This is a genomic window from Microbispora hainanensis, from assembly GCF_006874475.1.
Lineage (GTDB): Bacteria > Actinomycetota > Actinomycetes > Streptosporangiales > Streptosporangiaceae > Microbispora > Microbispora hainanensis.
On the sequence record NZ_VIRM01000018.1, the window covers coordinates 118,540 to 138,671 of the forward strand.

General features: G+C 69.6%; 22 protein-coding genes. 9 read left to right on the top strand and 13 right to left on the bottom strand.

From position 1 onward, the window contains the following. Positions 1–83 precede the first annotated feature (83 nt). The 4 genes from FLX08_RS17040 to FLX08_RS17055 are packed head-to-tail and all read right to left on the bottom strand — an operon-like array spanning position 84 to position 4,140. Positions 84–998 carry an ROK family protein gene (locus FLX08_RS17040; RefSeq protein ID WP_142619839.1) on the bottom strand — a complete coding sequence of 305 codons (915 nt, stop codon included), beginning with the start codon at positions 996–998 and terminating at the stop codon, positions 84–86. Between the two features lie 5 nt (positions 999–1,003). Further along, positions 1,004–1,828, bottom strand: a complete 825-nt coding sequence (locus FLX08_RS17045; RefSeq protein WP_142619840.1) for a carbohydrate ABC transporter permease — start codon at positions 1,826–1,828, stop codon at positions 1,004–1,006. Then, complete coding sequence (locus FLX08_RS17050; protein WP_142619841.1) at positions 1,825–2,778, bottom strand: carbohydrate ABC transporter permease; 954 nt, start codon at positions 2,776–2,778, stop codon at positions 1,825–1,827. Before FLX08_RS17050 ends, FLX08_RS17045 begins: the two co-directional genes overlap by 4 nt. 6 nt (positions 2,779–2,784) lie before the next feature. Continuing rightward, entirely contained in the window at positions 2,785–4,140 is a 1,356-nt protein-coding gene (locus FLX08_RS17055; protein WP_142619842.1) for an ABC transporter substrate-binding protein, read from the bottom strand. A 142-nt stretch (positions 4,141–4,282) separates the two neighbouring features. Here FLX08_RS17055 and FLX08_RS17060 point away from each other — a divergent pair, with 142 nt between their 5' ends. Then, complete coding sequence (locus FLX08_RS17060) at positions 4,283–5,344, top strand: LacI family DNA-binding transcriptional regulator (RefSeq protein ID WP_142619843.1); 1,062 nt, start codon at positions 4,283–4,285, stop codon at positions 5,342–5,344. Positions 5,345–6,022: 678 nt separating this feature from the next. Beyond that, positions 6,023–7,393 (top strand): CE1 family esterase, encoded by a 1,371-nt coding sequence (locus tag FLX08_RS17065; RefSeq protein ID WP_244312697.1) that lies wholly within the window; start codon positions 6,023–6,025, stop codon positions 7,391–7,393. Between the two features lie 105 nt (positions 7,394–7,498). Here the strand turns inward: FLX08_RS17065 and FLX08_RS17070 are convergent, their stop codons facing one another. The 3 genes from FLX08_RS17070 to FLX08_RS17080 all read right to left on the bottom strand — a co-directional run bounded on the left by FLX08_RS17070 (position 7,499) and on the right by FLX08_RS17080 (position 10,241). Then, on the bottom strand, positions 7,499–8,845 hold the full coding sequence (locus FLX08_RS17070; protein WP_142619844.1) for a hypothetical protein: 1,347 nt from the start codon (positions 8,843–8,845) through the stop codon (positions 7,499–7,501). Positions 8,846–8,923: 78 nt separating this feature from the next. Continuing rightward, complete coding sequence (locus tag FLX08_RS17075) at positions 8,924–9,403, bottom strand: MerR family transcriptional regulator (protein WP_208761509.1); 480 nt, start codon at positions 9,401–9,403, stop codon at positions 8,924–8,926. Positions 9,404–9,470: 67 nt separating this feature from the next. Continuing rightward, positions 9,471–10,241, bottom strand: a complete 771-nt coding sequence (locus tag FLX08_RS17080; RefSeq protein WP_167530458.1) for a LysR family substrate-binding domain-containing protein — start codon at positions 10,239–10,241, stop codon at positions 9,471–9,473. Positions 10,242–10,297: 56 nt separating this feature from the next. On the opposite strand from FLX08_RS17080, the gene FLX08_RS17085 reads away from it, so the two are divergent. Both FLX08_RS17085 and FLX08_RS17090 read left to right on the top strand, forming a co-directional pair. Further along, complete coding sequence (locus FLX08_RS17085) at positions 10,298–10,669, top strand: DUF5997 family protein (protein ID WP_142619845.1); 372 nt, start codon at positions 10,298–10,300, stop codon at positions 10,667–10,669. A gap of 156 nt (positions 10,670–10,825) precedes the next feature. Then, positions 10,826–11,995, top strand: coding sequence for a serine hydrolase domain-containing protein (locus FLX08_RS17090; protein ID WP_142619846.1), 1,170 nt, complete (start codon positions 10,826–10,828; stop codon positions 11,993–11,995). Between the two features lie 22 nt (positions 11,996–12,017). On the opposite strand, the gene FLX08_RS17095 is transcribed toward FLX08_RS17090, so the two are convergent. Further along, positions 12,018–13,280, bottom strand: coding sequence for a PEP/pyruvate-binding domain-containing protein (locus tag FLX08_RS17095; protein ID WP_142619847.1), 1,263 nt, complete (start codon positions 13,278–13,280; stop codon positions 12,018–12,020). 58 nt (positions 13,281–13,338) lie between these two features. On the opposite strand from FLX08_RS17095, the gene FLX08_RS17100 reads away from it, so the two are divergent. From FLX08_RS17100 to FLX08_RS42120, 3 genes are read left to right on the top strand one after another with little or no spacing between them, the layout of a single operon-like run. Further along, positions 13,339–13,728: a DNA-binding protein gene (locus tag FLX08_RS17100; protein ID WP_167530459.1), complete on the top strand. Its 390-nt coding sequence runs from the start codon at positions 13,339–13,341 to the stop codon at positions 13,726–13,728. Beyond that, a complete protein-coding gene (locus tag FLX08_RS17105) occupies positions 13,725–14,360 on the top strand; it encodes a transcriptional regulator (RefSeq protein WP_142619849.1) in 636 nt (211 codons plus the stop codon). The genes FLX08_RS17100 and FLX08_RS17105 overlap by 4 nt, the downstream gene beginning before the upstream one ends. A 32-nt stretch (positions 14,361–14,392) precedes the next feature. Continuing rightward, positions 14,393–14,590: a response regulator transcription factor gene (locus tag FLX08_RS42120; protein WP_280117110.1), complete on the top strand. Its 198-nt coding sequence runs from the start codon at positions 14,393–14,395 to the stop codon at positions 14,588–14,590. Between the two features lie 26 nt (positions 14,591–14,616). On the opposite strand, the gene FLX08_RS17115 is transcribed toward FLX08_RS42120, so the two are convergent. After that, a complete protein-coding gene (locus FLX08_RS17115; RefSeq protein ID WP_142619851.1) occupies positions 14,617–15,543 on the bottom strand; it encodes an SDR family NAD(P)-dependent oxidoreductase in 927 nt (308 codons plus the stop codon). A gap of 106 nt (positions 15,544–15,649) precedes the next feature. On the opposite strand from FLX08_RS17115, the gene FLX08_RS17120 reads away from it, so the two are divergent. After that, complete coding sequence (locus FLX08_RS17120) at positions 15,650–16,315, top strand: TetR/AcrR family transcriptional regulator (protein ID WP_142619852.1); 666 nt, start codon at positions 15,650–15,652, stop codon at positions 16,313–16,315. Between the two features lie 81 nt (positions 16,316–16,396). Here FLX08_RS17120 and FLX08_RS17125 read toward each other — a convergent pair whose 3' ends face one another. From FLX08_RS17125 to FLX08_RS17140, 4 genes are all read right to left on the bottom strand, one after another. Further along, positions 16,397–16,915 (bottom strand): type II toxin-antitoxin system RelE family toxin, encoded by a 519-nt coding sequence (locus FLX08_RS17125; protein ID WP_142619853.1) that lies wholly within the window; start codon positions 16,913–16,915, stop codon positions 16,397–16,399. A gap of 3 nt (positions 16,916–16,918) precedes the next feature. After that, positions 16,919–17,227 carry a type II toxin-antitoxin system prevent-host-death family antitoxin gene (locus tag FLX08_RS17130; protein ID WP_142619854.1) on the bottom strand — a complete coding sequence of 103 codons (309 nt, stop codon included), beginning with the start codon at positions 17,225–17,227 and terminating at the stop codon, positions 16,919–16,921. A 585-nt stretch (positions 17,228–17,812) separates the two neighbouring features. After that, on the bottom strand, positions 17,813–18,985 hold the full coding sequence (locus tag FLX08_RS17135) for a hypothetical protein (protein ID WP_142619855.1): 1,173 nt from the start codon (positions 18,983–18,985) through the stop codon (positions 17,813–17,815). After that, positions 18,982–19,461: a SigE family RNA polymerase sigma factor gene (locus FLX08_RS17140; protein ID WP_142619856.1), complete on the bottom strand. Its 480-nt coding sequence runs from the start codon at positions 19,459–19,461 to the stop codon at positions 18,982–18,984. The genes FLX08_RS17135 and FLX08_RS17140 overlap by 4 nt, the downstream gene beginning before the upstream one ends. Before the next feature lie 191 nt (positions 19,462–19,652). Here FLX08_RS17140 and FLX08_RS17145 point away from each other — a divergent pair, with 191 nt between their 5' ends. Continuing rightward, positions 19,653–20,108 carry a hypothetical protein gene (locus tag FLX08_RS17145; protein ID WP_142619857.1) on the top strand — a complete coding sequence of 152 codons (456 nt, stop codon included), beginning with the start codon at positions 19,653–19,655 and terminating at the stop codon, positions 20,106–20,108. Positions 20,109–20,132: the final 24 nt, after the last annotated feature.

Genomic DNA, 20,132 nt, shown 5'->3' on the forward strand with positions numbered 1-20,132 from the left:
GCCGTGTCGCCGCCCCCATGCCGCCATTCGAAGAACCTCCAACTCGATCGCGCGGGGCGTTTCCCCGCACGTCTCAGAAAGCGTCACCACGACGCGGGTGCATCGGGCCGGGCCGCGCGTGCGAGCTCCACGGCTCCGGCCACCCCCGAACGGTCGCCGAGACCGGGGCCGGCGACGTACTCGTCCATGGCCGCAGGGCCGGCGGGCACCGGCGGCCCCGGATAACCGGCGGTGAGCGTGAGCAGCCGCGCCCGCACGGCGGGGAGCAGCGCGGGGTGCTTGGCGACGCCCCCGCCGACGACGATGCGCTCGGGCGACAGCGCGTAGGTCAGGTTCACGACCGCGAGAGCGATGTATTCGGCCTCGAGTTCCCAGGCCGACGGGTCGTCCAGGTGCTCGGCGCGACGCCCCCATCGGCGGCGCATCGCCTCGCCCGACGCGAGCCCTTCGAGGCAGTCGCCGTGGAAGGGACAGCTCCCCGCGAACGGGTCCCTGACCGCGTCGTGCGGGATGCGGATGTGCCCGAACTCGGGATGCAGGAGCCCGTGCACGAGCCCGCCGTTCACCACCGCACCCACGCCGATGCCGGTGCCCACGGTCATGTACGCGATCGTGCCGAGCCCCTCGCCCGCTCCGCGACGCCACTCCCCCAGCGCGGCGGCGTTGACGTCGGTGTCCAGGCGGACGGGTACGCCCAGCGCGGCGCGGAAGGGAGAGACGACGTCGACGTCCGCCCAGCCCGGCTTGGGCGTGGCCAGGATGCGGCCGTACGTCGGCGAGCCCGGGCGCACGTCCACCGGGCCGAAGGTGCCGACGCCGAGCGCGGCGACAGGCCCATGGGCGCCGAAGAACCGCAGCGCGGCGCCGATGGTCGTCTCCGGCGTCGTCGTGGGGATCACCTCGGTCGCGAGGACGTCTCCCCCGGCGCCGGCGACCGCGCACACCCACTTCGTCCCGCCCGCCTCGATTCCCCCGAAGAACGGGGCAGTTCCGTCCACGCGCGTCACCCCTTCAGGGAGCCTTGGAGCAGAGCCGTGACGAACCGGCGCTGGAAGATCAGGAAGACCACGAGTGTAGGGGTCAGGATCAGCAGCGACCCCGCGCAGAGCAGCGGCATGTTGGTGCCCCACTGCCCCTGGAAGGCGCCCAGGGCCCCGGACATCGTCCGTTTCAACGGATCGTCGACGAGGACGATCGCCAGGAGGAACTGATTCCAGGTCCACAGGAACAACAGGATGGCCAGGGACGACAGCGCCGGCATGGCCAGCGGCACGTGGATGCGCCAGAAGAGCTGCCACACGTTCGCGCCGTCCATCCGGGCGCTCTCCGACAGCGCGTCGGGCACGTTGACGAAGTGCGCCCGCATCCAGAAGACCGCGAACGGCATGAACAGCCCGATGAGCGGCAGGATGATCGCCCACCTGGTGTTCAGCAGCCCCATGTCGCGCACCTGGTAGTACAGCGGCGTGATGATGCCCTCGAACGGCAGCGTCAGCCCGAGCACGAACAGCAGGAACACCAGGTTGCGTCCCGCCATCCGCAGGTGACCGATGGCGAACCCCGCCAGCGTCCCGAGCAGCAGCGAGAGGGGCACCACGCCGAGCACGATGAGCGTGCTCGACTTCACCAGCTCGATCATCCGGGCGGCCTTGAACGCCTCGGCGAAGTTGCCCCACTGCGGATCGCTCGGCCACTCCAGGCCCGAGGGGTAGCTGCCGGACGGGTGCAGTGCGGTGACGAACAGGCTGACGAACGGCATGAGCGTGACCGCCATCAGCACGACGAGCAGCAGCCTTCCGGTCCACGTCTCCCGACGCCCGACGATCATGAGGACCTGTCCTTGGTGAGCCACTGGATGGGAAGGGCGACGAGGAGGACGAGCACCATGAGCACGACGGCCAGCGCGGACGCCATGCCCACCTGCCGCTCGGTGAAGGCCAGATAGTAGATCTCCAGACCCGGGACCATGGTCGCGTTCCCCGGGCCGCCCTGTGTGGAGACGTACACGATGTCGAAGCTCGCCAGCGCGGCGATCACGGTCACCGTGACGCAGACGCCGATCTCCTGCCGCAGGCTGGGCACGGTGATCGAGACGAACTCGCGCAGCGGTCCCGCTCCGTCCATCCGGGCCGCCTCGTAGAGCGCCGGATCGATCTTGCTCATGCCGGACAGCAGAAGGATCGTGCACAGGCCGAGCAGCACCCACGCCCCGATCACGCCGACCGCCGGCAGGGCCGTGGAGAAGTCGCCCAGCCACGCGCGGGCCACCCCGCCGAGCCCGGCCCACCTGAGCAGCTGGTTGACCAGCCCGGTCGACGACAACAGCCAGCTCCAGGCGATGCCTGCGGCGACGAGCGGGATGACCTGCGGCAGGAACAGGACCGTCCGCGCCACCAGGGCGAGCCGGCTCGTGGCGATCCGCCGGATCGTCGAGGCGATCGCGAGGCTCAGCACGACCGGGATCACGCTGAAGAAGACGATCAGCTTGACCGCGTTGAGGATGGAGGCGAACAGGTCGGGGTCGGTGAAGACCTTGACGTAGTTGCCCAGCCCGGCCCAGGTGGACGTGCCGATGCCGTCCCAGCGATACATCGAATACTGGACGGTCAGGGCGATCGGCCGCAGCACGAAGACCGCGTAGACGATGAGCGCCGGAGCCACGAACAGCCAGGCCACCCATCCCGGCGTGCGGAGCCCCGCCGCGCGGGCGGAGCTCCGCTTCCTCCGCCCGCCCGCGCCCTCGACGGACTCGTTCGAGCGGAGAGTCGGCCGTGTCATCGGTGCTCAGCTCCCCCCGACCTGGCTCGTGTAGTCGCTCTGCACCGACTTCAGCAGCTCTTCGGGGGTCTGCTGCCCGGCGACCAGCTTCTGCAACTGGGGCGTCCAGCTCTTGGCGTAGATCGCGCCGGTGGCGTTGGCGATGAAGTCCATCGCGCCGTTGTCCTCGGCGATCTTCGCTCCCGCCGCCAGCGTGCTCGCCGTGACCGTGTCCTTGGCCACCTCGGGCATGGGGGCGTCCGCCGGGCCCATGGGGTGCGACCCGCCGACCTTCACGCCGATCTCACGGGCCTTCGGGTCGGTCGCCACCCAGTTGAGGAAGAACGCCGCGCAGTCCGCGTTCTTCGCCCTGGAGCTGATCCCGTAGGTGAGGGGCGCCGACATCGCGGCCTGCTTGCCGCCCTGCTGCGCCGGAGGCATCAGGAAGAAGCCAACGTCGCCCGGCATCTGCTTGTCGAGGTTGCCCGACTCCCAGTCGCCGTTGAACATGAACAGGCCGTCGCCCTTGATGAAGCGGCTCATCATCGTCGCGTAGTCGACGGCGTTGACGTCCTTCCAGAAGTAGCCGCCCTTGATCCACTTCTGCAGGTGCCGCGTCGCGTCCAGGTTCGACGGGGTGTCGATCGTGGCGCCCTGCTTCTGGTAGATCCAGTCGTTGATCGGCCCCGGAGGACCGTACGCGGCCATGAGGTCCTGGAGGGGGAAGGCGAGACCGCCGGTGGCCCCGCCGTTGAACTGGGCGATCGGGGTGATGCCCGCGCTCTTGGCCTTCGCCAGCGCGTCGTCCAGCTCGGCCAGGGTGGCCGGCGGGGACGACATGCCGATCTTGGCGGCGAGCTTCTTGTTGTAGAACACGCCGGTCATGCTGAAGTTCAGCCCCATGGCGTACAGCGACCCCTCGCCGCGCGTCTTCCCACCGGGAGCCAGGCGCATCTGCTCCAGCTGGGAGGCGGGCCAGGAATCCCAGCCGAACGCCTTGGCGTAGCCGTCGAGGTTCTTCAGCAGGTTGTTCTTCACCAGCTCCGACACCTGCGGAAGCCGCATCAGGTCCGGCGGATCGTCGGCGAGGACGCGCGGCGCGTTCTGCGTGATCACCGCGAACTGGTCCTCGCGGATGTTCCACTTCACGTTCGGATACTGCTTGGAGAACTCGGTGCTGAGCTCCTTCGGCAGGGGGAAGCCGGTCTCGATATAGGCGTTGAGCGTTACCGGCGCCGTGCCGCATGTCGGCGCGGCCGACAGGGACGCACTGGTGGCCTCCGGCTGAGGGGCGTCGCCGCCGGGCGCCCCGCAGCCCGCCGCCAGCGCCCCTCCCATCACGACCGCGAGCGCGGCCCCGTTCCAGCGAATTCGACGCGACATCTGCGTCTCCTTGATTGCTCGGGGACTCGCCGGCACACGCCGGACGCCCCAGGACTCAGGTTTGCTAAATCGGATTAGCAGTGCGATAGTCTCATCACACGTGTCGCGGGGTGTCAACCCCCACATTGCAGGAGGTCACCCGGTGAGCCCACGACGGGTCACGCTGGCGGACGTCGCAAAGACCGCCGGTGTCTCGCCGACCACCGCGTCGCTCGTGCTGTCCGGACGGGGCCGGGAGCTGCGCATCTCCCAGGACGTCGAGCAGCGTGTCCTCAAGGCCGCCGCCGAGTTGCAGTATCGGCCGAACATCGTATCCGTAGGCCTCCGAACTGGGACAACTCGTACTATTGGTTTCATTTCGGACACGGTTGCCACGACACGGCTCGCCGGCGACATGATCAAGGGAGCCCTCGAGGCCGCCCGGGAGCGCGGCTTCATGCTGTTCATCGGAGAGACGGAGGGGGACGCCGAGCTCGAACGGCTCCTGCTGCAGGCCATGCACGACCGTCAGGTGGACGGGATCATCCTGGCCTCGATGTACACGAGAACCATCAAGGTGCCGAAGGCCATGGCGGCCGCCCCCGCCGTCCTGCTCAACGCGCTCCCCAAACAGCCGTCGCCGCTGCCCTCGGTCGTCCCCGACGAGATCGAGGCCGGACGCGTCGCCGCGCGAGCGCTGCTCGACGCCGGCCATCGCGAGGGCATCCACCTGATCGGCGCCGGTCCCGCACGGCGCAACCTCCCGGCGGGTGGCAGCGTCGCGGCGGTCGAACGGCTCATCGGCATCCGCGAGGTGCTCGCCGAGGCGGGGGTCAAGCCGGCGGGCGGCCACGTCTGCCCCGACTGGCAGCCGGAATATGGCCTCGCCCTGACCCGGGCGCTGCTGGAGAAGGAGCGCCCGCAGGCGTTGATCTGCTTCAACGACCGGCTCGCCCTCGGCGCCTACCAGGCACTCGACGACTTCGGGCTCAAGGTGCCCGGCGACGTGTCCGTCGTGTCCTTCGACGACCACCCGATCGCCTCGTGGATGCGCCCCCAGCTGACGACGGTGGCTCTCCCTCACTACGAACTCGGCCGCAAGGCCGTCGACGTGCTGTTCACGGAAATCGGCCGTGACCGCGAGGACGATGGCGGGCAGGGCGAGGTGCATCGCGTGCCGATGCCCATCCGCGTCCGGGAGTCGATCGCGTCGCGGAGCGCCTGAACGGCGCTCTGGGCGCCTGAGCGCTCAGCCCCCGAACGGCACTCCGGCCGCGTGAGTAGCACTCGGGCCTCGATCGGCCCGGCCACCGACGGCGAAAAGGGCGGCCTCGCCCCCGGAAACGCAATGCCGCAGACGATGAAATTTACATCGCGGCGTCTCTGACAGCCGGGGCTTCTTCCCTGGTGAAAACTCACGGCACGGACGCCCGCACGCGAGAGATTCCCGGCGATCAGACAAGTGCCTTGACATGCCGTGCGACTTCATATTTGCTCCGCTTCACCACCACTTACAGTCGCCCGGCAGGAAGGAGCACTCACGCGCCCCCGTCTCTGTTATCGCTAACACTCATTGGCCCGACGCCAGCCGATCGGATCGCCGAATCCCGGCACGATCCGCCTTTATCTGGCGTCCACCAGGCCACCCGCCGCATTCCACGGAAGACGGCAGCAGGATATTCGCGATAACGGAAACCTGAGTTCGCCCTGCTCTTCCACAACGGAGAAGAGCGAACACACGCGCGCCGACGACGACCGGTCGCCGCGCCCCTCCGGGGTCGACTGACGGTGGGCTCACGCAGCGTTCGAATCCGTTCCGCAAGACCGCCCGCCGGGGCTCACCGGCAAACCCGATTGCTTCCCCATCGACGTACGTCGGCTTTAGAACGACAAAGGGAGTTGCGTGAAGTTGAGACAGAGATCCATCTTTACCGCTGTCGCGGCCGCCGCGCTTCTCGTCCTGGCCTCGGGACGCATGGCGCTGAGCGACAGCCTCGGCGCGGCCACGCCGTCCTCGGCGAGCGCCGTCGCGGCGGCGACCTCCGGCTGCGGGAAGACCCCGACGCTGAGAAGCGGTTCACAGACGATCACGACCAGCGGCAAGAGTCGCAGCTGGATCCTGCGGATTCCCGACAACTACGACAACAACCGCCCCTACCGGCTGATCTTCGCGTACCACTGGCTGAACGGCACGGCGCAGATCGTCGACTCGGGCGGATCGGACGGATCCGTCTGGGCCTACTACGGGCTCAAGCAACTCTCGAACAACAGCACGATCTTCATCGCACCCCAGGGCATCAACAACGGCTGGGGCAACTCCAACAACGAAGACCTGACGTTCACCGACGACGTGCTGCGGCTCGTCGAGAACGACCTCTGTGTCGACACGACGCAGCGCTTCGCCATGGGGTGGAGCTACGGCGGCTCGATGAGCTTCGCGGTCGCGTGCGCCCGGCCGACGATCTTCCGTGCGGTCGCGGTCTACTCCGGCGCGCAGCTCAGCGGATGCAACGGCGGCACCCAGCCGGTCGCCTACATGGGCATCCACGGCACCCATGACTCGGTGCTCAACATCTCCATGGGCCGGCAGCTGCGTGACAAGTTCGTCTCGAACAACGGCTGCACCCCCACCAGCCCCAGGGAGCCCGCGCAGGGCAGCCTGACGCACATCATCACCAACTACTCGGGATGCCGGGCCGGCTATCCGGTCGTATGGGCGGCGTTCGACGGCGACCACACCCCCTCCCCCAACGACGGGTCCACCTCCACGAGCGGCGCCAGGACCTGGACGTCGGCTGAGGTGTGGAAGTTCTTCACCCAGTTCCAGTCCGGGACGTCTCCGTCGCCGTCTCCCTCGGCTTCGCCCTCCGCGTCCCCGTCCGCGTCTCCGTCGGCGTCGCCGTCCGCGTCCCCGTCCGCGTCGCCGTCTCCGTCCGCGTCGCCCAGCGGCGGTTCGGGCGCCTGCCGGGTCAGCGCCACCGTCAACGCCTGGAACGAGGGCCTGACCGAGCAGATCGCCATCACCAACACCGGCTCCTCCACCGTCAACGGCTGGTCCCTGACCTTCACCCTGCCTGGCGGGCAGACCATCACCAACGGGTGGAACGCCACCTACTCGCCCTCCAGCGGACAGGTCACAGCGCGGAACATGAGCTACAACGGCACGATCGCGCCCGGCTCCACCACCGAGATCGGCTTCCAGGCCACCCACACCGGCAACACCGGCAAGCCCACCGCGATCTCGCTCAACGGAAACCCCTGCACCATCGCCTGATCACGAGGATCACCGGGGGTGGCGCCCGACCGGGCCCACCCCCGAGCCCGACCGGGCCCACCCCCGAGCCCACCCCCGAGCCCACCCCCGGGCCTGCGGGGTCGCCTACCCCGCGCGCCAGACGGCGGCATGGGAGACGGCGAAGGGGCTCTCCTTCTTCGAGGTCACCGAGCCCGCCGCGTAGACCTGGCCCGTGCCGGGTCGCAGGGCCAGAGCGCTGACCCGCGCCACGTACCCCGCAGGCGCGGGGATGCGGTGGCGGGTCCAGCGCCCCTCGGACAGATGCCACAGCAGGTCGCCGCGGCCGAGCACCCACAGGCCGCCCCTGCCGTCGGGCTCCGCCTGGCCGAACGTCGTTATCCTCCCGGCGGCACGCCCCCGGCTCGACCCCGGCGGGCCCCAGTGGCAGGTCCACGACCTCCCGTTCCAGTGCAGAGCCACCGGGCGTCCCCTTTCCAGCGGCTCGTTCTCGTCGTCATACTCGTGCTCCATCAGCCACGTGACCCCGCCCACGGCCCACACGTCGTCGGGACCGATCACGCCGACATCCCGGAGCATGCTGCCCGCCACGTCGTGGTCCGGCGTCTCCAGGACGGGCACCCCGATCAGGCGCCAGCCTCCCTGTTCCCAGCGCATCGCCGCCGGCTGCCTGCCGTACGCGCCGGTCACGGCCCAGACCTGCTCGTCGTGCGAGCTGAGCGCCCCGGCCTCGACGGGCAGGGGGTAGCGCTGCCACTCCCGCCCCGTCCACAGCAGCCCCACCCGCCCGTTCACGGTCCACGTGCGGTCCGCTCCGACGGACTGCGCGGCGGTGTAGCCCCACCCGATCGCGTCGGCCGCGGGCTTCGCCAGTGCCTCAGAACGCCACCGGCCCCCCTCGTAGGTGCCGACGAACCCCGTCGTGTCCCCTCCCGTCCGGTCACTGGAGTTGCCGAACGCCCAGGCGTGGTCGGCCGAGGCGGCGGCGAGCGCGACGACCGGCTGCGGGCCGCGATCAGGAAGGGGAGGGAGCTCGAACGTCCGCCATGCCTCGCCGTCCCAGCGGCGCACCCCGCCGTCCCTGGTTTCCAGGGCGCTTCCGCGCTGCTTCTCCGTCCAGAAGGTGGCCCAGAGCGTGCCGTCGGCGGCCACGGCGAGCAGGTCGACGGCTCCACGGGCATGGTCGACCCAGAGCGTCCGCCACGCCGTCGCGACGTCGGACGCCCGCAGGTCGTCGCGGCCCTCCGGCGGCAGCGCGCACCTCGCCGGCCGGGCCGGCAACGGCTCGAGTTCCGCAGCACCGGCCGGGCGCGACGAGATCATCGCCATCGGCTTCGCGCCGCCGGCGCCGCCCGGTGAGGACGTACGCCCGCCGGAGGCGGATGCGCGATCGGCGGGGGTCGCACCGGGATTTGCCGCACAACCGGCGACGACCACCATCAGCACGGCCAATGCCCGGCTCGCCCTTCTCATCCCGGGAGTCTCGCACGCCGGAGCTTCACCCCGGACATGCCCGCAGGACGATCGAGACGCGTCGGCCGCACGGACTGTTCAGGCGGGCGGGATACGCGCCGCGATCTGCTCGCGGGCGTGCGGGCACTGCGCGAACCTGTGCGGGCAGGCGAGGGCGTGCTCGATGAGGTCCTTGGCCGCCCGCGCCCGCTCGATGCGCTGTTCCAGCACGGCGGCGAGGCGGCGCAACAGGTCCCGGTGGTCCATCGGGTCGGGAGCGGACAGCACGGCGCTCAGCTCGCGCAACCCGAGCCCGGCCTCCTTGCCCATCAGGATCACGGCCACGCGCACCAGCGCGTCCTGTCCGTAGCGGCGCTGACCACCGGCCCGCCGCGCGGGTTCGATCAGGCCCGTGCTCTCCCAGTGGCGCAGCACGTGCGTGGCCAGGCCGAAGCGGTCCGCCGGCTCGCCGATCGTCAGCTCCTCGCTTGCCCGCTCGCCCCGCTCGTGGCTACGCGGATTGCTCCGTACGTACTCCATCTGGGAGTACTCCACCACCGGCCGCCTCGATCTGTGCATACTCGACCACCCGTCCGCCGGCCCCGGAGCGCAGTGGTCGCGGCGGGTGCGCGTCGGGGGCCGGAGGTCACCGCGACCGGTGGCCCCTCTTCTTGCGGCCGTTCGGCGTGGCCCGGCGGCCGGAGGAGCCGTTCTGCGCGGGCTTCTGGGCCTGCCGCCGTGCCGGTTTCTCCGCGGGCGCGGCGGCGGGGGCGGCGGCGGGCGCGGCGGCGGGGGCGGCGGCGGGGGCGCGCCCCCGCGAGCTGTTCACCGTACGGCCGCGGACGATGCCGATGAAGTCCTCCACCAGGTCGGTGGTCGCGTCCGCGGGCCAGGTCAGCGCGACCTGGGACTGCGGCGCGTCGAGCACGGGCCGATAGGTGAGATCCCTGCGGTGATGCAGGCGGGCCAGCGACTGCGGGACCACGAGAAGACCGGCGCCGGACGCGACCAGCTTGACCGCGTCCGCCGTCGTGTCCGGACGGGTGAACGCGGGCTGCCCGGGCCGGGCCGCCCACTCGATGGTGTCGTCCAGAGGATGGAACACCTCGTCGTCCGCGAGGTCGGCGACGGTCACCTCGTCGGCGGCGGCCACCGCGTGGTCCTTGGGCACCACGACCACCGTGGTCTCCACATAGAGAGGAATGACGCTGAGCCCGTCCCGGTCGATCGGCAGCCGGGCGAATCCGGCGTCGGCGCCGCCGTCGCGCAGGAGCCCCACCACCTCGGCGGCGGGAACCGCGACCAGGGTGACCGGCACGTCGGGGATCCTCTCGGCCCAGACGTTGACCCATTTCGCCGGCGTCACCCCGGGCACGTACGCCAGCCGGAACACCCTGCCGGTCTCTCCATCAGTCACTTCCTCAGGCTACCGATGGCATGGGAACCCGCTCCGACTGACTACTCTTGACGTTTATGAGCTCGTCCAAGCCGAAGACCATCCAGACGATGAAGCCCGCGACCGCGGCCAAGAAGCTGGGTGTCCTCCTCTCGGCCACTCCCGCCGAGTTCCAGGAGGGTGTCGTCTCCCGCGACGAGCTGAACGAGTTGCAGGCCAACCCGCCCGCCTGGCTCGTCGACCTGCGCCGCAACGGCCCGCACCCCAAGCAGGTCATCGCCTCGAAGCTGAGGATCTCCATCTCCGGCCTGATCCGAGGGGGCATCACCGGCCCGCTCACCACCGCCGAGATCGAGGCCCTGAAAGAGGAGAACCCGCCGTGGCTGGAGCGCGAGCGGTCCATCCAGGCCGAGGTCCGCAAGGAAGCGCTCCGCCTCAAGCAGCGCTAGACATTTCCTGCCGCTTCCCGACGCCGTCGGAGCCTCTGGCCTTGACGCCTCACCACCGTGGCGCGTCTCATTGTGCCGAGAACGCAACGCCTGCCGTTCCCTCGATAGGGGTTGGCGAACCGGCCGAGGTGCGGTCGACGGCGAAGAGGTGAGCGGATGCGGAGCACGTCTCTCGCCTCCCGGGGCGCCCTGACGTTGAGTCTCGCCGCCGTCTTCGGATCGGCGTGCTCCGCCGGGTCCCGGGTCACGTCGCCGCAGGCAGGCGCGTCCACCCCGCCGGTCGCCTCTCGACCCGCCTCGGCGATCTATCCGGAAGCCGGCTGGCGCCGCGCCGACCCGGGCGATGCCGGTTTCGATCCCGTCCGCTTGGAGAAGATCGCGCTCGATGCCGGGAAGAAGGGCACGAACTGCCTGATCGTGATCCGGCACGGACGGCTCGTGGCCGAGTGGTATTGGAACGGCACCGACGTGACCACCAGCCAGGACGTCTTCTCCGCGACCAAGTCCTACGCCGGCGCCTTGGTGGGCATCGCCGAGGCGGAGGGCCGGCTTTCCGTCGACGACAAGATGTCGGAGTACGTCCCCGAGTGGGCCGGCACGCGCTCCGAAGATGTCACGATCAAGAACATCCTGAGCAACGACTCCGGCCGGCACTGGGATGTCGCCACCGACTATCGCGGCCTGCTCCGGGCGACGGATCGTACGGGCTTCTCCGTCGGCCTTGGACAGGACGCGGCCCCCGGGGACGTCTGGGCGTACAACAACTCCGCCGTCCAAACGCTCGACGCGGTGCTCACGAACGCGACCGGGCAGAGCCCGGCGGCGTACGCGCAGGACAGGCTCTTCGGCCCCCTCGGGATGAGCCGCTCACGGATGACCCTCGACGCGGCCGGCAACACCACCATGTTCTCCGGCCTCCACTCCACCTGCGAGGACATGGCCCGGTTCGGCTACCTCTTCCTCCGCAAGGGGAACTGGCGGGGGAAGCAGATCGTCCCCCGCCGGTGGATCGAGGCGGCGACCGGCCGGCCGTCGCAGGAGTTGAACGCCGCCTACGGCTACCTGTGGTGGCTCAACGCCCGTGGTCCTGTCATCGACCCGCTGAGGCCCGGCACGCTGAGGCCGGGTTCCACCGCCCAGGATCGGCGCCTGGTGGACGACGCGCCTCACGACATGTACTGGGCGATCGGATTCGGCGGCCAGATCATCCAGGTCGATCGCGGCTCGGACACGGTCGTCGTACGGCTCGGACGGAATGTTCCGGGAGTCCGATATGGACCCGCCTACACGGCCGAAATCGTGACCACGGCCCTCGTCAGGCCATGACGAGCGGCCCGAACGCGTCGATTCACGCGTCTGCCGCCGTGACGGTGCCGGTAGTGCCGTCGATGGTGATGACAGCGTCGTCGCGGAGCCTGCTCGTCGCGCCCGGGACGCCGAGGACGGCGGGGATGCCGTGCTCGCGAGCGACGATCGCAGCGTGGGAGAGCACGCCTCCGGTCTCGGTCACGACGCCTGCGGCGATGCGGAGCAGCGGGGTCCACGCGGGGTCGGTGAACGGGCAGACGAGGATGTCGCCCGGGCGCACGCGCGCGAAGTCGCCGAAACCACGGACGATCCTCGCGGCGCCGGTCACGGTCCCGTGGCTGCCCGGCACTCCGGTGAGCATGGCGGTCGCGATGCCCGAGGCGCCGTACGGAAGTACCACTGGTGCCCGTGGTTCCAGTGGTGCCGGTGGAGGGGGCGCGGCGGTGATCGGCCGGGCTTGCAGGATCCACGTGCGGCCGCCGGCGATCGCCCACTCGATGTCCTGCGGTCCGCCGAGCGCGCCGGCGACCTGTCCGCCCAGCTCGGCGAGCCGCCTGGCGGTCGTGTCGTCGATGGCCGGCCGGCTCCGGGCGGCGGCGGGCACGTCACGGACGACGAGCCGCGTGCCGCGCCGGTCGAGGCGCTGCCGTTTGTCCGCGACCGTGCGGGTGACCGATCCGTCCTCCGCGACGCGGTAGGCGTCAGGGGTGACCCTGCCCTCCACGATGCTGGGGCCGAGGCCCCACGACGCCTCGATCCGGGTCGCCTCGCCCGGACGCGCCGGTGTGAACATGACCCCGGATATCTCGGCGTCCACGTGACGTTGGACGATGACGGCCATCAGAAGATCGTCGAAAGCGTGACCGTCGTGGCCCGAGGCGGCCCGGTAGGCGATGACGCGCGGGGAGAACAGCGAGGCCCAGCAGGCGCGTACGGCCCGGGCGACCTCGTCGGCTCCGTGCACGGCCAGGAAGCTGTCATGCTGACCTGCCGCCGATGCCTGACCGGTGTCCTCCTTCGCCGCCGACGATCTCACCGCCACGGGCGGATCGCCGAGCCGGCCGAGCGCGCGTCCCAGCGCGTCGATCAAGGGCACCGGCCGCGCCTCGATCGCCCGCCGCGCCGCGTCGTCCGATTCGCCGGCCGGCCGTCCGAGGTCCAGATCGCGGACAGCGTCGCGATAGGCGGCGAACGGAACGACGAAGCCGTCGGGCACCGGCAGACCCGCGCGGAGCAACGCGCCGAGCGCACCGGCCTTGCCCCCGCAGGTGCCGGCGGCACTCTCCCTGAGAGGTACGAGCACCGCGCCCTCCTTCAATAGATTGTTGACAACAATTCGTTGATTGTGCAGGATGTGCCCCATGCATCGCAAGGACGACATCGGCGTGCACGCCGACAATGTCCAGGCTCAGCGTGAGCGGGACGCGCGGGAACGTCTGCTGGGCCTGGGCGCGGACGAGCTCGACGCCCGCCCGTGGCGCCCCGCCCCCATCCCGCCGTCGGCGGTCGACCTGGTGCAGTTCGCGGTCTGGCGCAACGCCCACCTGGCGCCGGACGACATCATGAGCGCGCTCGCCCTGCTGCCCGCCGCACGTGCCGAGGTCGAAGCACTCGAGTCCGCCCTGCTGTTCATCGCCCGCAGCGCCGGTCTGACCTGGGCGCAGATGGCGCACGTGATGGGGTTCAACTCCCCCCAGGCGTGCCAGCAGCACTACACACGCCTGACCGCACGGCAGGACGCCGGCTCGTGACGCACGACTCTCCGCCCCGCCTCCTGGTCCTGCACGCCGTACGCGTCACGGGGTTCGCCGACACTCCGGCGATCGCCCGCCGGTACGCACTCGACGCGGCCACGACGACGGAGGTGCTGCACGACGCCGAGGCACGTGGCTGGGTCGAGCACACCGCCTTCGCCGGCACCGGAGGCTGGTCGCTGACCGAGGCGGGCCGGGCCGAAAACGAGCGGCAGCTCGCGGCCGAGCTCACCCGGGCCGGCGGCGCCGAGGAGGTCCGAGACGTCTACCGCGCGTTCCTGCCGCTGAACGCGCTCCTGCTGCAGGCCTGCACCGACTGGCAACTACGGCCCACCGCCGGCGATCGGCTGGCCGTCAACGACCACTCCGATCCCACCTGGGATGCCGGAGTGCTCCACGAGCTCGCCTGCGTCGACCGGGCGCTCACGCCACTCGTCGACCGGCTCGGGCGCGTCCTCACGCGGTTCCGCGGATATGACACCCGGTTCACCGCGGCCCTGGCACACGCCCGGGCCGGGGAGGGAGCCTGGGTCGACCACACCGACGTGGACTCCTGCCATCGCGTCTGGTTCGAGCTCCACGAAGACCTCATCGCCACGCTCGGCCTCAACCGGCACGAGCACCCCTGACCCGTTCGCGCCGCCGTGACGCGCTCGCCCGGCTGGAGGCCCTGACCGGCCGCGAGCGCGAGGTGCTCGTCGAGGTCGGGCTCGGCCACTCCAACACCGAGATCGCCGCCCGCCTCCATATGAGCGAGGCCACGGTCAAAAGTCACATCTCCCACCTGTTCGACAAGCTCGCCGTCACCAACCGCGCACAGGTGGCGATCGCCGCCTACCGCGCCGGCCTGGTCGACTGACGACACGACGAAACGGGGAGCGCGGACTACATCGTGATGGCCTGCCCAGGCCGAACCACGGGGAACGTGACCCCGGTGAGGTCTTCGGAGACGGCCCACAGCCGCTGCTGGACGGCCACGTCGTACGACTCCGGGCTGGAGGTGACCAGCCGGGGGTGGCCCATGATCTGCATGCGTCCGCCGGGGCCGTAGTAGTGGCCGCCGAGCACCGCCGGGTCGGTGGCGGCGCGCAGGGTGGGCAGCGCGCCCATGGCCGGCGTCTGGGTGATCAGCGGCGCGAGCCAGGTGATCGGAAGCCGGAAGGCCGCGGGGGTGTTGCGGGCGAGCTCGGTGCTGGACACGCCGGGGTGCGCGGCCACCGCGACGGTGGTGCCGTGCGCGGCGAGCCGGCGCTGCAGCTCGTACGTGAACATCAGGTTGGCCAGCTTCGACTGGCCATAGGCGGCGACCCGGCCGTACGACCGCTCCCACTGCAGGTCGTCGAAGTGGATCGCGGCCCGCACGCGGTGGCCGATGCTGCTGATGGTGACCACGCGTGAGCCGGGCACCGGCAGCATCAGGTCCAGCAGCAGCCCGGTGAGCGCGAAGTGGCCGAGGTGGTTGGTGCCGAACTGCATCTCGAAGCCGTCCCGGGTGGTCTGCTTCGGGGTGTACATCACGCCGGCGTTGTTGATCAGCAGGTCGATCCGGTCGAACCGGGACCGCAGCGCCGCCGCCGCGGCGCGGACGGAGTCGAGCGAGGTCAGGTCGAGCGCCTGCACGGTCACGTCGCCGGTCATGCGGGCCGCGGCCCGCTCGCCCTTCTCGACGTTCCGTACGGCGAGCACCACGGACGCCCCACGCTCGGCGAGCGCCTTGGCCGTCTCGAACCCCAGTCCGGTGTTGGCCCCGGTCACCACGGCCACCCGCCCGTGCTGGTCCGGGATGTTCGCCGTCGTCCACTTCTCGCCCATGCGAGGCTCCCTAGGTAACGTACCGAAGGTATCTTGTGCTGACGACGCTAAAGTACTCGCGGTACGTTGTCAACGTACCGCAGGTACGTAAATTAGACTGGCGGGCGTGGCTTTCCAACGGGCGCGAACCGAAGAGCAGCGGGAGATCCGCCGGCGGGCGATCCTCGACACCGCGTCGGCGATGCTCGGCGAGATGCCCGTGGCCGCGGTCACCCTGAACGAGCTCAGCCGCCGGGTCGGCCTGGCCAAGCCGAACGTGCTGCGCTACTTCGAGTCGCGCGAGGCGGTGCTGCTGGAACTACTGGACCGCTTCCTGCAGGAGTGGCTGACGGACCTGGCGGGCGAGCTGGCCGCCGGCGTCGACGAAGACCTGCCCATGGCCGAGCGGGCGGAGGCGGTGGCCGAGATCCTCAGCCGCTCACTCGCCGGCCGAGCGGTGCTGTGCGACCTCTTCGGCGCACAGGGCAGCGTCCTGGAACACAACGTCTCCGTCGAGGTCGTGGCCCGCTACAAGCGCGCCTCCCTGGAACGCCTGACGACCATGGCCGCCCTGCTCCAGAAGCACCTGCCGGAGCTGGGCGAGAACGCGACGCTGCTCAGCCTGCAGACCATGGTCTTGGCCGGCGCGCTGTCGGCGTACAGCACACCCCCGCCCAGCCTGCAGGCGGCCTACCAGGCCGAACCCGACCTGGCCCGCTTCCATTTCGAGTTGAACGACTCCTTGAAGCTGGCCCTGACCGCGACCCTCCTGGGCGTGCTCCCCCGCCCCTGACCCGCTTTGCCCCTGTGCGGCGTCTCGCCCGCGCGCTCGTCGCCGGCGTAGAAGGCGCGCCGTGCCGCAGCCTCGTCGCGGCTAGCGCGGGTTGGCTCGGAACTCAGCCCAAAGGTCGACCGCCTGCTGCAAGTCGAGAGCGGCGACGTCCTCGCGGGACATACCGACGGTGTAGATGAGGCGGTCCGCCAGCCAATCCGGCACGGGCTCCCTGGGAGGCGGTTGCTCGACGCGAATGTGCTCGGCCAGCGCACCCAGGCGATCGATGATCTGGCCTAGCAGCACTACCTCCGGACGCCCTGTGCCGGCGGCACGGACCCTGGCTGTGGCCTCGGCGTAGACCTCACCATCGGCTCTCTCGCCCACAGCCCATATTTCGCAGATCTCGATCGACTTGTCGTCCATGATGCGATAGACGACCCGCCAGGTGTTACGCCCGACCACGAGCTTGCGAAAGCCGGTCAACTCCCCGCCCAGCGGATAGCCGGCCTCCGGATTCTCCAGCAGCAGAAGAACCTTTTTCAGCACCTTCGGCGCGGCATCAGGGCCGATCCGCCGCAGGTCATCGACCGCCGGAGCCGTGAAGACGACGTCGGACACGGGCTACTCGTCCTCCGGCAGCGCGGCCAGCGACTCCCGCGTGTGCCCGAAAGCGGAGAGCACGTCATCGAGCGGGACACGCTCTCCGGTTTCGGTCACCGAGCGTGCGAGCACGAGCGCCAGATCCCTGAGATCTGCGGCGGCCTCCTCCAGCTCTTGCAGGCGACGAATGCCGACGACGGCCGCCACCGGCTGATGCCGACGGGTCACCACCAGATCCGTCCCACGCTCAGCATCGGCGACCAGACGGGCCACCCCACGCTGAGCCGCTTCCGTCACGCTCAACTCCGCAGCTTCGTGCAGCATCGCCATACAAATACTGTACAGCAATCTATACAGAACAGGCAGTGCCGGCCCTTCCAGGAAAGCCCCTCGGCCCGGCGACCGGCGTCGACATGTCTCTCATCACGTCACACACCGCTGCGAAGCACTCGACGCACGTCATAGATACCCAACCCGGCCTTCGCGCCATCACTCGGACTGGCTGTGATCACCTTCCAGCTCATGTGCTCGCTTCTCCCAGTCCGAGAGCACTTTCATCTGCCCGGCGGAGACGGCGTCCTTTTCTTCCCTATCAGCGGAGCGGATGGGGACAGACAGCCAGGCACGATTACCTGGCGATCTGGAGACCGGGCCATGACGAAGAAGGAAAATTCGGCAACTCTGTCGTCTTCACGAGCACGCTTCCGGCTTCGCCGGCGGTCCGGCCGTGGTGGTATCACTTCGCTTCGAGCGACAATTTTTACCCCTGGGAATGGAGAGCCGTCTGTCTCGACAGCTCCGCGCCCGCGCATGTGCGTCGTACGCGGAGACGTTGCCGCCGAGGCCGGAGCAACTGTCCGGCACATCCAGGCGATGCTCGGCAGCCCTGCCGGGGCCCGACCGTGGGTTCTTGGTCTAACGGGTCGCGTCGTGAATGACGACCCACTTGTCACCGCGCTTGAAGTAGAGCATCTCCGTACCGACGTAAAGGGTGGGGGATGCCTTGCGGTCGTCGCGGATCCACAGCCTGCCGGCCCGTGATGCGGCAAGGTCGAAGATCACTGAGGCCTTCCGCCCCTGCTCGTCGACCTGGTCCATGATGACGAAGCGGTCCGCCACGAGTGACCGAGGGCTGTCGCCCGGCAGGTCCAGAACCTTGCTGCCGTCGCGGCGGGTCGCCTGGTTGCCGGTGAGGCACCAGGTCACCGCGCACCGCGCCCGCACTGGATCGTCGAGGCGCTCCCCGGTGCTCAGGTTGAGCAGATTCGTCATGGCCCCCGAACGATCGACGGGACGCCCCGCCCAGGGCCAGGAGAAGAGCTGGAGCCCCTCCGTACCTGGGACGAAGGAGGGTTCGCCGCCCTCCACCGGAACCTGGTTGACGCCCCCCGACTTGGTCGACGACCAGAAGATCCTGCCGCCTCCGACGGCCAGATCCACGCCGTGGATGGTGTCCCCGTTCACCTTGTCCACGTCCCGTTCGGCCGGGAACGAAACCGCCGTACGGGGAGTGCCCCCGGTCACCGGAATCGTCATGATGTGGATGTCTCGGTCCACGTACTTGAACCAGGCGATCACGCCTTCGCCCACCGCCATCGAGTCCACCGGCGCGATGGGATCGTCGATGACGGCCAGGCGCTGAAAGGTCTGCGATTCCAGGTGATAGGTCCACAGTTCAGGCGCAGGGTCGTAGCCCTTCCTCGACACGTACCCGAGCATGGTGCGTGAATCGATGAACAGCTTCGGCGTGAAGTCCTCACCGTTGGGGACCTTCCGAGGAACCTCCGCGATCACCGAAGGGAGCACCCGTTCCAGCGGCGGCGCGATCTCCTTCACGATCCGCCGTTCGTAAGCGTGCGGCGCAGGCTTGGCCGTGATGGCCGGTGGCGACTCGGGAGCCCACCATGTGACGGCTGACACCGCCCAGATCACCAGGAAGGTGGCCACCGCGGTCGCCGCCACCAGACCACGGCGCGTCCGCCGGGTCCGCTCCGCGGTCACCTGGCGCAGCAAATCCGGCGGCGTGGCCGGCATCCGCGCCTCCGCGCGGGCGAACGTACGGCGCAGCACCTCTTCGACGTCGTTCATCGCAGGCTCCTTAGCGGGTTGACGATGTCGCGCAGTTTGCCGAGAGCGCGGGATGCCTGGCTCCGTACGGTTCCGGGAGAAATGCCGAGGATCTCGGCGATTTCGGCATCCGATCGGTCCTCGTAGTAGCGCAGGACCAGTACGGCACGCTGCCTCTTGGGCAGTTTGGCCAGTTCGTCCCAGAGGTCCAGCGATGGCTCCACCACCGGTTGCGGCTGTTCGGGCACCTCCCATGCCAGATGTTCGCGCCTGCGCCGTCTCCAGACGGAGATGTGCAGCCGGGTGATCGTCGTTCTCACGTAGCTCTCCGGGTTGTGCTTGTGCTGCACGCGCGGCCATGAGCTGCGCAGCCGCGCCATCGCCTCTTGCACAAGGTCGGCGGCATCGTGCGGGTTGCCGCTGAGCATGTAGGCGTAGCGGAACAACACATCGATCCGGTCGGCGGCGAAGTCCGCGAAATCCGGCGCGTCATCCACGGGCGGGAATCCTCTCGTCCATCCCGGCTGAGACGCACCAGAGCCCCGAAATGTTGCATCGTCTGGAATCCGCCGCAGACGACAGGGGAGCAGGCCGCAGGGCTGACGGTTACGCGGGATCCGTTGGGATGCGGTGCCATCTGCTGCGCGTGCTACTTCGTCCGGGCCAGGGCCGTGCGATCCTGCAGATCATGGATCACGGGGACCTGGTCGGCCTTTGGGACAGCGCGCCCTATGACTATGGGGCGCTGGAGACCTGCTGGCTGGCCTTCGTCCAAGACGGCCGTGGTTGGGCCGCCTGGGCCAACTTGGCCGGCGGCATTGAGGTGAGCCGGTTTCGCTGGTGCTGCCCGGCGACGAACGTCCTGGAACTACGTTACGAGTGGCACGCCTCGGGCGACTGGCGGCAATCCGGGAGCGGCCTTGCCTTCGCCACGATCACCGGCGAAAAGCGGGACAGCGAAGTGGTGCGAACCGGCTTCACCATCAAACCGGACGAAGCCGTCATGGCCCAAACCCCGTTCGCGGCCCTGCATCTCGAACTGGACCTGCTGCTCTGCCAGGACTACGCGCGCGTACGCCGTGAGGTCTCGATCGACGACGATCCGGCCCAGGGCATCTCTCCCTGGCCATCACCCGGATTGTGAAGACCGGCACCGTACCCCTCTCTA

Coding starts and splice junctions, on each gene's coding strand:
- FLX08_RS17085 (WP_142619845.1), top strand. CDS start 10,298: ATGAGCTCGTCCAAGCCGAAGACCATCCAGACGATGAAGCCCGCGACC.
- FLX08_RS17090 (WP_142619846.1), top strand. CDS start 10,826: ATGCGGAGCACGTCTCTCGCCTCCCGGGGCGCCCTGACGTTGAGTCTC.
- FLX08_RS17055 (WP_142619842.1), bottom strand. CDS start 4,140: ATGTCGCGTCGAATTCGCTGGAACGGGGCCGCGCTCGCGGTCGTGATG.
- FLX08_RS17075 (WP_208761509.1), bottom strand. CDS start 9,403: ATGCACAGATCGAGGCGGCCGGTGGTGGAGTACTCCCAGATGGAGTAC.
- FLX08_RS17050 (WP_142619841.1), bottom strand. CDS start 2,778: ATGACACGGCCGACTCTCCGCTCGAACGAGTCCGTCGAGGGCGCGGGC.
- FLX08_RS17135 (WP_142619855.1), bottom strand. CDS start 18,985: ATGAACGACGTCGAAGAGGTGCTGCGCCGTACGTTCGCCCGCGCGGAG.
- FLX08_RS17070 (WP_142619844.1), bottom strand. CDS start 8,845: ATGAGAAGGGCGAGCCGGGCATTGGCCGTGCTGATGGTGGTCGTCGCC.
- FLX08_RS17130 (WP_142619854.1), bottom strand. CDS start 17,227: ATGGCGATGCTGCACGAAGCTGCGGAGTTGAGCGTGACGGAAGCGGCT.
- FLX08_RS17100 (WP_167530459.1), top strand. CDS start 13,339: ATGCATCGCAAGGACGACATCGGCGTGCACGCCGACAATGTCCAGGCT.
- FLX08_RS17145 (WP_142619857.1), top strand. CDS start 19,653: ATGGATCACGGGGACCTGGTCGGCCTTTGGGACAGCGCGCCCTATGAC.
- FLX08_RS17045 (WP_142619840.1), bottom strand. CDS start 1,828: ATGATCGTCGGGCGTCGGGAGACGTGGACCGGAAGGCTGCTGCTCGTC.
- FLX08_RS17115 (WP_142619851.1), bottom strand. CDS start 15,543: ATGGGCGAGAAGTGGACGACGGCGAACATCCCGGACCAGCACGGGCGG.